The organism is Campylobacter avium LMG 24591, from assembly GCF_002238335.1.
Classification (GTDB): domain Bacteria; phylum Campylobacterota; class Campylobacteria; order Campylobacterales; family Campylobacteraceae; genus Campylobacter_D; species Campylobacter_D avium.
Window position 1 is genome coordinate 1293783 of record NZ_CP022347.1, and the last position, 13796, is coordinate 1307578.

Sequence of the window (13796 nt, forward strand, 5' to 3'; positions counted from 1 at the left end):
TTTTTACTCTGTTTGTGGTGTGCCAAAAAGCTCGTCTAAAGTTTCTTTAGCTTCTTGCTGTGGGTTATAAACCTTTGCATCTTTTTTAAGCTCATCAAATTTAGCAAGCACATCTTGCTTGACATTTGTTTGCTTAATATCTTGCAATTTATCAAATTCTATTTCCTTTTCCTTATGCACTGCTATGCTTGCGCCTTGTCCAAATAATTCCTTTAATATAAGCTGTATAAGCTTAAAGCCATTATTTAGGGTAATTCTATCCTCATCTTTAGCGTTTGAACTTATATTTAAAACATTATTTTCAAAACTTATAAATTTAGTGCATTTTTTAAAGCAGTCTCCAAGAACAAAATCCCTATCATAAATACTATCTAATAAAAGCTCGTAAGGGTTTTTGCTACTATCTTTTTTATCATTTGTATAAGATATAGGCTGTGCCTTGCTTTCTTTTTGAACATCTTGCCTTTTGTAAGTTTCAATTTCCTCGTCAATTTCTCTTAAATAAGTAGCTTCCATCATCATAAAAGACATCACGCACAAAACAAAACTATCATCATCGCAAACAGCAAGCATGCTTTTAGCTCTTGATAAAATTCTAAAAAATCTCTCATAAATCAATAAAGAAAACTGCTTATCCTTGGCAAAAAAACTATCCTTAAGATAAAACAAAAGCTCATCGATAACAGACGAGGCCTCGTAATCTTGCAAGTCTTTTAAAAAATCAAGCATTTTATCCTTATCTCTTGCTAAAACACAAATATAAAATTCTTTAATCTTGTCAGGGTCTAAAAAACCCAACATAGAGGCTATTTTATCAGAGCTTATGTTATTTTCGCAAAAAACTATGGCTTGATCAAGCAGTGTCAAAGTATCTCTTAAAGAGCCTCCCCCGCTTCTTGCTATCATTTTCAAAGCATTTTCATCAAAAGAAACACCTTCTTTTTCCAAAACAAAGGCTAAATGTTTTAAAATTTCACTTTGTGGAATTTGCTTAAATCTAAAATGCTGGGTTCTTGAAAGCACCGTGGCAGGTAATTTTAAAGGGTCTGTTGTAGCAAGTATAAACTTAACATAGCTAGGTGGTTCTTCTAAGGTTTTTAACAACGCATTTGCAGCTTGAGGTGTAAGCATATGCACCTCATCTATGATGAAAATTTTAAATCTAGCCATGGAAGGAGCGTATTTGGTCTGCTCTATCAACTCTTGTATGTCATCAAGCCCGCGATTTGAAGCAGCGTCCATTTCTATTATATCTATATGCCTTCCTTCTAAGGCTGATTTGCACTGAGGACACTCACCGCATGGATTTGAACTAGGTCCTTTTTCACAAACCAAGGCTCTGGAAAAAATTCTAGCACTTGAGGTTTTTCCACTTCCCCTAAGTCCTGAAAAAAGGTAGGCATGGGCTAGTCTATCATTATCAAGTGCGAATTTTAAGCTGGTGCTAACAGTATCTTGGCCTATTAGCTCATCAAAGGTCTTTGGTCTGTATTTTATGGCTAAAGCTTGTAGCATTTTTACTCATTCATTACAGATAAAAGCTCGTCATTGTCTTTTGTTTTAAGCATTTTTGCATACAAAAATTTCAAGGCTTCGATATCATCCATTTGAGAAATCGCTGAACGAATAGCCCAAATTTTTTGCAAGGAATTTACATCTTGTAAAAGCTCTTCTTTTCTGGTGCCTGATTTTATGATGTTTATAGCAGGATAAATTCTTCTATCTGATATATTTCTATCAAGTATAATCTCGCTATTTCCAGTGCCCTTAAATTCCTCAAAAATAACCTCATCCATTCTTGAACCAGTTTCTATCAAAGCAGTAGCGATTATAGTTAAAGATCCGCCATTTTCTATATTTCTAGCTGCTCCAAAAAACCTTTTTGGCTTATGTAGGGCATTTGCATCAACTCCCCCACTTAAAACCTTGCCTGAACTTGGCGTAGCGGTATTATAAGCCCTTGCAAGCCTTGTGATACTATCAAGCAAGATAACCACATCCTTGCCCATTTCAACCATTCTCTTTGCCTTTTCTACTACAAGTTCAGCAACCCTTACGTGATTATAAGCTGGTAGGTCAAAGGTCGAGCTAAACACCTCGCCATTTACACATCTTTGCATATCAGTAACTTCTTCTGGACGCTCATCAACCAAAAGAACTATTAAATGCACTTCTGGATTATTTTTAGAAATAGCTGTGGCTAGCTCTTTCATAAGCTCGGTTTTACCTGTTCTAGGTGGTGCTACTATAAGCCCTCTTTGTCCTTTGCCAATAGGGGTAAATAAATCAATCACCCGTCCTGTAAGCTTGGTGGAATTATACTCTAATCTTATTTTTTCGGTTGGAAAAATAGGCGTTAGGTTATCAAATAACGGCCTTTGCCTAGCCTCTTGCAAGGTCATGTAATTAATAGCTTCTATCTTAAGCAAGGCATAGTATTTTTCTTGGTCCTTTGGTTCTCTAACCTGGCCTGTTACTATGTCGCCTACTCTAAGTGCGAATTTGCGAATTTGTGAGTTTGAAACATAAGCGTCATTTATGCTATCGCTTAAATTTGAATCAACCCCACGCAAAAAGCCATAACCCTCCGGTGATATTTCTAAAATCCCTGTAAATAGTATAAAGCCACCCTTTTTGGTCTGTGCTTTTAATATCTCAAAAATAAGCTCTTGGCGTCTAAATTCTCTTGGGTTTTCTATGCTAAGCTCATTTGCTATAGAAACTAAGCTTTCTAAGTCAAGCAACTTTAAATCCTCAATCTTATAACCATCAACAGGCACATGAGTTCTTTGTTTTTTATTGTTTTCCATAAAACCTCGTTAGTAAGTAAAAAGCAGTTTAAAAATACGATTTTAGAAAAAAAACATATTTTTGTCAAATTCAATTATACAAAAAATTTAACTTATACTTAGATTAAACATCCAAAATATCAAACAACTGTTAATTTTTTTATAAAACTTACGATTTGGTTTAAAAATGTTTAAATTTAAAGGCTAGGTGTGATTTCTTTTGTGTCAAATACTTCAAATTTATATAATGCAAATTTAGATAGCAAAAGCGTTAAAAGCTCATCTTTAAACACAAATTCAGCTTCAAATTTTCTAAAAGATAAAAGCGAAGCTGTGAGTGAAATTCTAGGTTACGGTGTAGATAACGAGGGCTTTTTTACAAGTGATTTTAACGAAGCGGCGGGCTTGCCAAAAGACTATAAAATTTACGCCAAAGATATAGAGGATTTACTAAGTTCTATCAAATTTGGAAGTTCTGCTAAAGATGTATTTTTCACAGAGATAAATTTAGAAAAAAGCTTAAACAATGCTTACAAAGTCTTTTCACAACTTAGTGATACTACGAACTTCTTTAGATACGACATAAACAGCTTTAAGATTGATAAAATTTACAAAGATGAGGCTGAATTTATGTCGCAAAACAATGAGCTTTTTAAGGTAAATGCAAAATTTGATTTTAAGGAAGGAGAAAGCAAAGGTAAGGCTTTGATGTCCTTTGTAAATTCTATGAATGGCAACTACGGGCTTTTTGAGGGGCAAACTACTATCATTGCTAAAATGGGCGGACTTGATAGAAGTATGAGCATAAACGAGATAAAAGACTTAAACGACTTTTTGGAAAAACACCCTATCACACAGGGCTTTAATGATGAAATAACTAGAAAAATTCTACTTTTACCTATGCAAATGCAAGATATAGAGGACTTTAAAAAAGAATGGCTCGAACTAAAGGCTTTAAATGATGAATTGTTAAAAAGCAAGAATGAAAATTTGCAAGAAACAAATTTAAATCAAAAAGATTTGAATTTGCAAGAAAATTCAAATTCGAAAGAAAAACCAAAAGAAAAACCTTTCGCCCCCATACAAGCAGAAAGCAAATCTCAAACCTTTACTTACGATGATATAAGAAAAAACTTCTTTCTAAGCTTTTTAGAAAATGAAAGAAAAAAGGGAAATGATATGCTAGAGCTCTTGCAGTCTTTGTTTAAGGTGGATAAGGTGGATTTAAGGACTTAGCGGATAGAAAGCTTGATTTAAACGAAGGGTAAATAAAGCAAATTCAAATTTTATGAAAGAAAAAGCCATAAAGCAAAGTTACTGTTTATGGCTAAAAATTATTTCGCAGTAAATTATCTAAATCACACAGGCAAGACCCTTAAATTCGGGCTTAACTCCTCTTGTAAGATATTTTCTATAGCATAAAGTGTAGCTCCGCTTCCGCTAGAACAGCCGCTGCAAGCACCAAGATATCGTATATAAACATCTAAAATTCCATTTTGTCCCTTTTGTATGTCTATAACCTCTAAATCGCCGCCATCGCTGTGTAGCATCGGCCTTACCTCGCTATCTAAAACAGTTTCAACGGCTTTTATCTGCTTAACCAAGGTCATATCATCAAAGGCCACATCATCTTTCATCGCCTCTTTTAGTCTTTCCTTATCCATTTCAGCCCTAGTTTCAGCTAAAATATCTACCAAGTAATACTCTCTGGCCTCGTGTCCGCCAGCTTTTATACAGGATTTGCAAAAACCGCCAGCCTTTGTATACTGGGTAATTTCTTCAACGGTTTTTAAATCATTAAGTTTTATCACTTCTTTTATGGTGCCAAGGCTTACTCTAGCACACTCACATACTATAATCTGGTCCTCAAAACTATCAGCATCCACTCCCTTATACTGTGCCGCAGCTTGCTTTATAACATCGTAAGCCATAACGGAACAGTGCATTTTTTGAGGCGGAACGGCTGGCGTGTCGGGATTATCTCTCATGGCAAATTCAACATCTAAATTTGTTATCTTAACAGCTTCATCCACAGTTTTACCTATGCAAAGCTCAACCATAGTCTCAGAACTTGCTATGGCAGTACCGCAACCAAAACTCTTAAATTTAGCGTCTTTTATGATATTTGTCTTTTCATCAACTAGCCAATAAAGTCTAACCGCATCGCCGCAGCTTTCAGCACCAAAATCAGCAATTATTAGCTTTGTGTTTGTTCTTTTCGCGTCCTCTTCGCTTAACTCACCCATGTGTTTTGGGTTATTCATAGCGTCTTGAACCTTTTGTGAGTACTCGTCCCAAATGGAACCACCTATTAAATTATGTTTTCCCATCTTTTATCCTTTATGTGCATAAGTGCTTGAAATAGCTCTTAGTCTTTTAGTAGCGTTTTGAATTTGAGTTATCGCATATTCAATCTCTTCCTCTGTGTTGTACCTTGACAAAGAAAGCCTTAAAGCCGTGTGTGCTAGGTCATTTTCAGCCCCTATGGCTTCCATTATAGGGTTACTTTCTAAATCCTCGCTAGCACAGGCTGAACCCGTACTTGCAGCTATGCCGTTTTTATTTAAGTCCCAAAGCATAGCCTCGCCTTCAACACCCTTAATGCTAGCTAAGATGGTGTTTGGCACTCTTTTTTCCCTACTGCCAACAACGGTCGTATCAGGAATTTTAAGAATCGCATCCTCTAATTTATCTCTTAATTTTCTTATGTGAGAATCCTCGAAATTTAGCATGGTGTTTGCTATTCTAAGTGCCTCAGCCATAGCCACTATAAAAGCAACATTTAAGGTTCCACTTCTGCGTCCGCCCATATGCTCACCACCGTGAAGCAAAGGGCTAAGCTCTATGCCATTTTTTATATAAAGCCCTCCAATGCCCTTAGGTCCGTGAAATTTATGTGCTGAAAAGGAAGCAAAATCAACCCAACTATCAAGCAAATTCACCTTAATCTTGCCAACAGCCTGAGTAGCGTCTGTGTGAAATAAAGCACCGTATTGGTGCGAAATTTCAGCCATTTCTTTAATGTCAAAAATCATGCCCGTTTCGTTATTAGCCCACATCACACTTACAAGAGCGGTTTTATCGCTAATGACCTCTTTTAAGTCCTTAGGAGTAGAAAGCCCTTCTTCATTTACGGGCAAATCTATAACCTTTACTCCAAGGGATTTTAAAAAATTAGCCGAAGCAACTACTGCTGGGTGCTCTACGCTAGAAATTATAACCTCGTTTCTATCCTTGTTAAAAATTCTATCAAAATACACACCTTTCATAACCCAATTAATGCTTTCAGTAGCACAGGAAGTTACGATTATATCGTCTAAATCGCTGGCATTAAGCTCTTCGTACAATGTATCCATAGCCTTTTTTAATGCCGGATGAGTTGCCGAACCCCACTGGTGCAAGCTGTTAGGATTGCCATAATTATCTTTTAAAAAGGGTAGCATAAGCTCATAAGCATTATCATCAAGCTTTGTTGTAGCGTTGTTATCTAAGTATACTTTCAAGATACAAACCTTTCTTTTATAATTAAGATTTTTTTTGTCCTAAAATATAACACAAAAAAATAAATCTAATCTTAAAAAAGCTAAATAATTATAGCGTTCTTTATATAAAATTATTTAATTTTTTTAAGCATTAAGGCTTAATTTGCTTAAACAAATTTCTGCTAAACTTTAGCAAAAAATTCAAAGGCTTTTTATGAAAAAAGTTATGATTTTAAGCGGTGCTGGGCTTAGTGCTGAAAGTGGGCTTAAAACCTTTAGAGATAATAATGGACTTTGGGAAGAATACGATGTGATGGAGGTTTGCTCAGCCACAGGCTTTAGAAAAGATCCTAAAAAAGTGCTTGACTTTTATAATAAAAGAAGAGTGCAGCTAAAAGATGTGAAGCCAAATCACGCTCACAAGCTAATTGCTGAGTTAAAAGCTGAATTTAAAGAGCAAATTTTCGTACTAACTCAAAATGTGGATGATTTGCTAGAAAGGGCAAAATGCGAAGATGTGATACATTTACACGGCTTTTTGCCAGAGCTTGTTTGCACTTCTTGTAAAAGCATTTTTAACATAGGCTACAAAGAACAAGTTAGCACAACTTGTCCTAAGTGCGAAAAGCCATCTTTAAGACATAATATAGTTATGTTTGAAGAAAGAGCGCCGCAGTATGAAAGACTATACGAGCTTTTAGAAAAAACCTCTCTTTTTGTTTGCATAGGCACAAGCGGAGCGGTTTTGCCTGTGGGGCATTTTGCTAGAGCTTGTGAAAAAAGCATTTTAAATAATTTAGAAAATGATGAAAATTTAAGCAAGTATTTTGATAAAATCTACACAAAAAAAGCTTGCGAGGCTATCGATGAGATAGCCGCTGATATAAGGGCTTTTCTTAAAGGATAAAAATGTTTGCTTCTTTTTTTCAAGGACTTATGCTAGGCTTTGGCGTGGCTGTGCCTTTTGGACCTATGAATATACTTATCTTAAGCAATGCTTTAAAATCTTTTAAAAATGCCTTTTTTCTGGGCTTAGGAGCTATGAGTGCTGATATATTTTACTTTTGTTTGCTTCTTTTTGGGCTTTTGAAATTCTTAAACAGCGAATTAATCCATAAAATTCTAGCAATTTTTGGCTTTTGCTTTTTAACTTACCTAGCCTTTTTAAGCATAAGAACAAAGCCTAAAAATTTAGAGTTAAAAGAAAGCAAGGACAATGAAAATATTTTTAAAAGCTTTTTCAAAGGCTTTTTCTTAAATTTAAGCAACCCCTACATCATAAGCTTTTGGATTAGCATATCCTCCTTTTTAAGCAAGGAAAAATACTACCTCGTGCTTGGTTTTGGACTTTTTATAGCTATACTTATCTGGGTTTTTTGCCTTAGCTTTTTTGTTTCAAAATTTGCTGATAAATTTAATGCCAAAGTGCTTTTTTACATAAATTTGGTCTCAGCCCTGATAATAGAGTATTTCGCCCTTGCGCTACTTTATAAGACATTTTTTGCACAATAAGGAGTTTTTATGAAAAATCTTTTACTTGAACTTTTAAAATTTAAATCGATCACTCCAAAAGATGACGGAGCGCTAAACTATATAGCTATGCAATTTGTTGATTTTGAAGCCTTTTTCATAGAAAAAGAAGGAGTTAAAAATTTAATCTTAACAAAGGAATTTAACAAAGAGGGAGAACACCTAGCCTTTTGCGGACATATAGATGTGGTGCCACCGGGCGAGGGCTGGGACAGTGAGCCTTTTAAACCTTTGCAAAAGGATGGTTTTATATACGCAAGAGGTGCTGCTGATATGAAAAGCGGTTTAGCTGCTTTTTTATCCGCTAGCTTAGAGGCTAAGAATTTCAAAGGCTCAAGACTTTCTATCTTAATAACCAGCGATGAAGAAGGAGAGGCAAAGTATGGCACAGCTGAAATTTTAAGCTTTTTAAAGGAAAAAAATCTTTTGCCTGATTATGTGGTGGTGGCTGAGCCAAGCTGTGAGCAAAAACTTGGAGATAGCTTAAAGATAGGCCGCCGTGGCTCTATAAATGGTAAAATTATCATAAAGGGCAAACAAGGACATGTGGCTTATCCTCAAAATGCCATAAATCCCATCCACGAGCTAGCTCCTGCTTTAAAGCTTTTAGCAGGATTTGACCTTGATCCGGGCGATGAAATTTTTGCTCCTTCTAAAATCGTTATAAGCAACATAAAAGCAGGTATTGGAGTAAGCAATGTAAGCCCTAATGAGCTTGAGTTGATGTTTAATGTTAGAAATTCGCCCCAAACTAGCCTTGATGATGTAAAGACTTATGTTGATAAAATTTTGGAGGGTTTAAACTATGAACTTGAGTTAAAACAAAGCTCAGAGCCATTTTTAACCAATAAAGACAGTAAGATAGTTACAAAGCTAAATCACAGCATACAAAAAATACTTAACGAGGTGCCTGAATTTAACACTAAGGGCGGAACTAGCGATGCTAGATTTTTTGCAAAATACGGCATAGATGTGGTTGAATTTGGAGCTTGCAATGAGAGCATACACGCTGCAAATGAAAGAGTGAGCATAGATGAGTATGAAAAACTTTGTCTTATCTTTAAGGATTTGATAGAGAATTTTAACTAGGAAAAAACATGGATGTATTTAAAAAATATACAAGTGAAATTCAAGCAATTTTTAAGGCAAAAAATTACAATGAACACAGCTTTAGAACTTGTTTTGAAAATTTGCTTAATGAGCTAAAACCCAAAGAAATAAAAATCATCCATGAACCAAAAAGCGAAAAAGGACAAGGTTCTATAAGACCTGATTTTAAAACTTATAAACTCATAGATAAAGAAAAAGAATTAAGTTATAATCATTTAATAGGCTTTATAGAGTGTAAAAATTTAGATGCAGATTTAAATTTACATCTAAAAGGAAAACAACTTAGCAAATACTTGCAAATCTCGCCTAATATCATCTTTACAAACTATAAACGCTTTATACTTTTTTCTTTTGAAAAAGTTGTTTTTGATATTGACTTGCTTGATGATAGTTTAAATTTAAAAGAACAAAACATAAGTGTATTTAAAAACCTTTTAAAAGCTTATTTTGATGATAATAATACTACTATCAAATCAAAACAAGAACTTGTTAAGGTTTTAAGCACACAAAGTTTTTATTTAAGCAATGCTTTGAAAATTTCTTTTGATGAAAGCGATACTAATTCATCTTTTAAAAGTTTTTTTGAAAGGACTAAAGATACTTTTAAAAGCATAGAAAAGATAGGTTTAGAAGATAAAGAATTTGACAAAGAGTTTTGCGATATCCTAGCTCAAGCTATAGTGTATGGAATTTTTGTTTCTTATATAGAAAATGATGATTATGATTTAGAAAAAATCCCTATAGAAAATTTCATTTCATTTTTACCTAGCACTTTTAGAACTTTAAGTGAATTTGTGTATTTTGCTGTACCTTCTTTTTCTTTACCGCAAGATATTAAATACACTTTAGAAAATATCAAAAAAACTCTATCTTTGATAGATAAAATAGCTCTTTGTAGCATTTTAAACCAAGACTTAGAAAGCATAAGTATATATTTGTATGAAGATTTTTTAAAAGCTTATGATGATCTAAGAGCTACACAAAAGCGTAAAGAAGGCGGTGTTTTTTATACTCCAAAAAGTGTAGTAGATATGATAGTTTCATCGCTTGATGAGCTTTTAAAAACTAAATTTAATAAAAATAAAGGCTTTAGCGATGAGAGTGTAAAAGTGCTTGATTTTGCCACAGGCACAGGGAGTTTTTTAGCTAGTGTTTTTGAAAAAATCATTTCTAAAGAAAGTGAAGTTTTTAAAAATGAAGCTATAAAAAATAAATTTTTAAAAGATATTTATGGTTTTGAACTTTCTTTTGTGCCTTATATTGTCGCAAGATTAAAACTAGGGCAAATTCTAAGAAAAAATGGTTTTATAAATTTTAGCGAAGCTGATTTTCAAATTTATCTTAATAATACTTTAGACTTAGAAAAAAATGCAAATCATGATATGTTTATGCCTTTGGTAAATTTAGATAATGAATGGAAAAAAGCAAGAGATGTAAAACATAGTCAAAATTTACTAGTTATTTTGGGTAATCCTCCTTATAATGCAAAAAGTAAAAATAAAGGTAAAGAGATTTTAGAGCTTTTGCAAACTTATAAACAAGGTTTAAATGAAAAAAACATACAGCCTTTAAATGATGATTATATTAAATTTATGCGTTTTGCGCAGTGGAAATTACTAGAACAAAAACGAGCCAATATTTTTGAAAATAATACAGGCTTAATGGGATTTATCACTAATAATTCTTTTTTAAATGGTAAAACTCATAGAAAAATGAGAGAAAGTTTATATAAGAGCTTTGATGAAATTTATATACTAAATTTACACGGAAGTGATAAAGATGTTAAAAATGATGAAAATGTTTTTGACATTAAAATAGGCGTTTGTATAAGTTTGTTTGTAAAAAACAAAGGCGAGCCAAGTGATGGTGCTAAGGTGTATTATTATTCTACGAGTGAAAATAATATCTTTTCAAGAAAAGAAAAATTTGCCCTTTTAGATGATATCAATCAAAATGGTTTAAATATTATAAAATGGCAAGAGTTAGTGCTAAATGAGCCTTATTATTATTTTGTATCAAAAAATTTTGAAAATGAAGAATATGAAGATTTTTGGGCATTAGCAAGCGATAAAGCCTTAGATGATAAAAAGGCTATATTTTTAAATTATAGCAGTGGAATTCAAACTGAAAAAGATAATATAGCTATACAGCTAAATAAAAAAGATATGGAAAATGTTTTATCTGATTTTAAAAATTTAACAAAAGAGGAAATTATAAAAAAATATAATTTAAAAAATTTAGATAATTCCATAATTTCAGATACTTTAACTCAATATAAAAATAATACAGGTTTTATTAGTAAAATACATTATAGACCTTTTGACATTCAATGGACTTTTTATTCAGAGAAACAAGGATTTTTAGGACGCCCTAGATATAAAACCATGCAACATTTTTTAGATAAGGAAAATTTAGGACTTTGTTTTATAGAATCATCAATTCATGATTATTTTTCTCATTCAATTGTTTGTAGCAATATAACGGATGGAAATTTTTTTGGATTTAGAAGTTTTACAGCCCCACTCTATCTTTATGTTAATAATGAAAAATTTCCTAATTTTACAAGTGAATTCTTAGCTTACAAAGAAAAACATAAAATTTTAAAAGATAAAAGCCCTGAGGAAATTTTATACTTTATCTATGCAAATTTATACGATCCAAAATATAGAGAAAAATACCTAGAGTATTTAAAAACAGGCTTTGCTAGGATAAATTTCGAAGTAAATGAAAATACTTTTAATGAATTTGTTAAATTTGGTAAAGAGCTTGTAGAGCTTCATTTGTTTAAGAAAGACTTGCAAGATGAGATTGATTTTATCTTTTTAAAAAAAGATAAAAAGACAAATTTTAAGATAAAAAAATACCAAGAAAAAGACCGTTTCCTAGATAATAAAATCATCTTAAATGAAGATCTAGCCATAAGTCCTATAAGCACTGAAATTTGGCAATTTACCATAGGTGGCTATCAAGTCATAAAACAGTGGCTAAAATACCGCAATGATTATGAATGTTCTAAGGAAGAATTGGAACATTTATTAAAAATGTGTAAAATTATCAAAGAAACTATGAGAATTCAAAAGGAATTAAATGATTATCAATGGAGAAAAAATTGAGCTTAAAGAGCTTAAATTTATGGATTATATAAAAGAAAAAAATTTAAAAATGGAATTTATAGCTTTAGAACTAAACGGAGAAGTCATTTCAAGAGATAAGTTTGAAACCTTGCTTTTAAAAGAAAACGATAAAGCCGAAATCGTAAGCTTTGTAGGCGGTGGTTGATGAAGATCAAATTTAATGGCAGGGATTTTGATACAAAGCTTAAAAATAGCTTAGATTTTTTTCAAACTGTAAGCAAAGATGAAAGCGATGTTTTTATAGTAAATGGCTTTGCCACAAAAGAAAACATAGAGCTTAAAGAAGGAGATGAGCTTTTTTGCATAAGCAAAAAAACAATGCCAAATAAAGACGAACTAAAAGCTATGATGAGAGCTAGACACACACCAAAGCTTTATGACAGCCTTGAAAAAGCCTCTGTTGCTGTGTGTGGGCTTGGCGGACTTGGTTCGCACATAGCTATAATGCTTGCAAGAAGTGGGATTGGGACACTTCATTTGATAGATTTTGACACTGTTGAACCTAGCAATCTAAACCGACAAGCTTACAATGTAGATGATTTGGGTAAATTTAAAACAGAGGCTTTAAAAGAGCAAATTTCAAAAATAAATCCTTTCATAAAAATAAACATAAACACCATTAAAATAGAAAAAGAAAATATAAAAGAGCTTTTTATAAACGATGATATAGTCTGCGAAGCCTTTGATAATGCTTATTATAAAGCGATGTTAGCACAAAATTTTCACCTCTTTTTTAAGGATAAAATTTTAATATCTGCTTCAGGTTTAGCAGGATACGGTGCTTCAAATTTGATAAAAACAAGGCAAATTGCTAAAAATTTCTTTGTCTGCGGAGACTTAGTAAGTGCGGCTGAGGTCGGTAGAGGGCTAATAGCTCCTAGAGTAAGCATTTGTGCTGCACATCAGGCAAATTTGGTGCTTGAACTACTTGCAAATAAAGAATACAAGGATTGTTAATGGATAGCTTAAAACTTGGAAAATATGAGTTTAAATCTCGCTTCATACTAGGCTCTGGCAAATACTCTTTAAAGCTCATAGAAGCTGCGGTAAATGAGGGCGAGGCTGAAATTTTAACCCTTGCGCTAAGAAGGGCAAACACAGGCAAGGTAGAAAATATACTTGATTACATACCAAAAAATGTTACGCTTTTACCGAATACCTCAGGAGCAAGGACTGCTGAGGAGGCGCTAAGGATAGCAAGACTAGCAAGAGAGCTTTGTCAAACTCAGCTTATAAAGATAGAAGTGATACGAGATAGCAAGTATTTGCTACCTGATAACTACGAAACTGTAAAAGCTGTGGAACTCCTTGTAAAAGACGGCTTTACTGCTTTGCCTTATATGAGTGCTGATTTATATGCAGCTAGGGCTATGAGGGATGCGGGCGCTGCTGCTATAATGCCACTTGCCGCACCAATAGGCACTAATAAAGGACTTTGTGCTAAAGAATTTATACAAATTTTGCTTAATGAAATAGACTTGCCAATCATCGTTGATGCTGGTATAGGCACACCTGCTCAAGCCTGTGAAGCTATGCAAATGGGAGTTAGTGCTTGTATGATAAATACAGCCATTGCAGAGGCTGATGATGTAGCCTTAATGGCTAAGGCTTTTAATTTAGCTATAAAAGCAGGACGAGAAGCCTTTTTAGCAGGATTAGCTCCTACAAATGAGCTTGCAAGGGCTAGTTCGCCATTAACCGGCTTTTTAGATGAATGAATAAGAAAGCCTTAACTTGAATGATAAATTTAA

At 33.3% G+C, this 13796-nt stretch carries 12 protein-coding genes; 8 read left to right on the forward strand and 4 right to left on the reverse strand.

Features of this window, described 5'->3' with window-relative positions:
- Positions 1-3: 3 nt before the first annotated feature.
- Both CAV_RS06585 and rho read right to left on the reverse strand, forming a co-directional pair.
- A complete protein-coding gene (locus CAV_RS06585; RefSeq protein ID WP_094325727.1) occupies positions 4-1515 on the reverse strand; it encodes a DNA polymerase III subunit gamma/tau in 1512 nt (503 codons plus the stop codon).
- Positions 1516-1517: 2 nt separating this feature from the next.
- Complete coding sequence (gene rho, locus CAV_RS06590) at positions 1518-2810, reverse strand: transcription termination factor Rho (RefSeq protein WP_094325728.1); 1293 nt, start codon at positions 2808-2810, stop codon at positions 1518-1520.
- 189 nt (positions 2811-2999) lie between these two features.
- On the opposite strand from rho, the gene CAV_RS06595 reads away from it, so the two are divergent.
- On the forward strand, positions 3000-4025 hold the full coding sequence (locus CAV_RS06595) for a Cj0814 family flagellar-dependent secreted protein (protein WP_094325729.1): 1026 nt from the start codon (positions 3000-3002) through the stop codon (positions 4023-4025).
- Positions 4026-4147: 122 nt separating this feature from the next.
- Here the strand turns inward: CAV_RS06595 and CAV_RS06600 are convergent, their stop codons facing one another.
- On the reverse strand, positions 4148-5119 hold the full coding sequence (locus tag CAV_RS06600; RefSeq protein ID WP_094325730.1) for an iron-sulfur cluster assembly scaffold protein: 972 nt from the start codon (positions 5117-5119) through the stop codon (positions 4148-4150).
- Positions 5120-5122: 3 nt separating this feature from the next.
- Positions 5123-6292, reverse strand: coding sequence for a NifS family cysteine desulfurase (locus tag CAV_RS06605; protein ID WP_094325731.1), 1170 nt, complete (start codon positions 6290-6292; stop codon positions 5123-5125).
- Positions 6293-6485: 193 nt separating this feature from the next.
- Here CAV_RS06605 and CAV_RS06610 point away from each other — a divergent pair, with 193 nt between their 5' ends.
- From CAV_RS06610 to CAV_RS06640, 7 genes are read left to right on the forward strand one after another with little or no spacing between them, the layout of a single operon-like run.
- Entirely contained in the window at positions 6486-7178 is a 693-nt protein-coding gene (locus CAV_RS06610; RefSeq protein WP_094325732.1) for an SIR2 family NAD-dependent protein deacylase, read from the forward strand.
- A gap of 2 nt (positions 7179-7180) precedes the next feature.
- The gene (locus CAV_RS06615) at positions 7181-7783 is read left to right on the forward strand and encodes a LysE family transporter (RefSeq protein WP_094325733.1); all 603 of its coding nucleotides are present in this window, start codon (positions 7181-7183) and stop codon (positions 7781-7783) included.
- 9 nt (positions 7784-7792) lie between these two features.
- Complete coding sequence (gene dapE / locus CAV_RS06620; RefSeq protein ID WP_094325734.1) at positions 7793-8890, forward strand: succinyl-diaminopimelate desuccinylase; 1098 nt, start codon at positions 7793-7795, stop codon at positions 8888-8890.
- 8 nt (positions 8891-8898) lie between these two features.
- Positions 8899-12024 carry a type ISP restriction/modification enzyme gene (locus CAV_RS06625; RefSeq protein WP_094325735.1) on the forward strand — a complete coding sequence of 1042 codons (3126 nt, stop codon included), beginning with the start codon at positions 8899-8901 and terminating at the stop codon, positions 12022-12024.
- Positions 11999-12190, forward strand: coding sequence for a sulfur carrier protein ThiS (gene thiS, locus CAV_RS06630; RefSeq protein WP_094325736.1), 192 nt, complete (start codon positions 11999-12001; stop codon positions 12188-12190). The genes CAV_RS06625 and thiS overlap by 26 nt, the downstream gene beginning before the upstream one ends.
- Positions 12190-13002 carry a thiamine biosynthesis protein ThiF gene (gene thiF / locus CAV_RS06635; RefSeq protein WP_094325737.1) on the forward strand — a complete coding sequence of 271 codons (813 nt, stop codon included), beginning with the start codon at positions 12190-12192 and terminating at the stop codon, positions 13000-13002. The genes thiS and thiF overlap by 1 nt, the downstream gene beginning before the upstream one ends.
- Positions 13002-13763, forward strand: a complete 762-nt coding sequence (locus tag CAV_RS06640; RefSeq protein ID WP_094325738.1) for a thiazole synthase — start codon at positions 13002-13004, stop codon at positions 13761-13763. The genes thiF and CAV_RS06640 overlap by 1 nt, the downstream gene beginning before the upstream one ends.
- Positions 13764-13796: the final 33 nt, after the last annotated feature.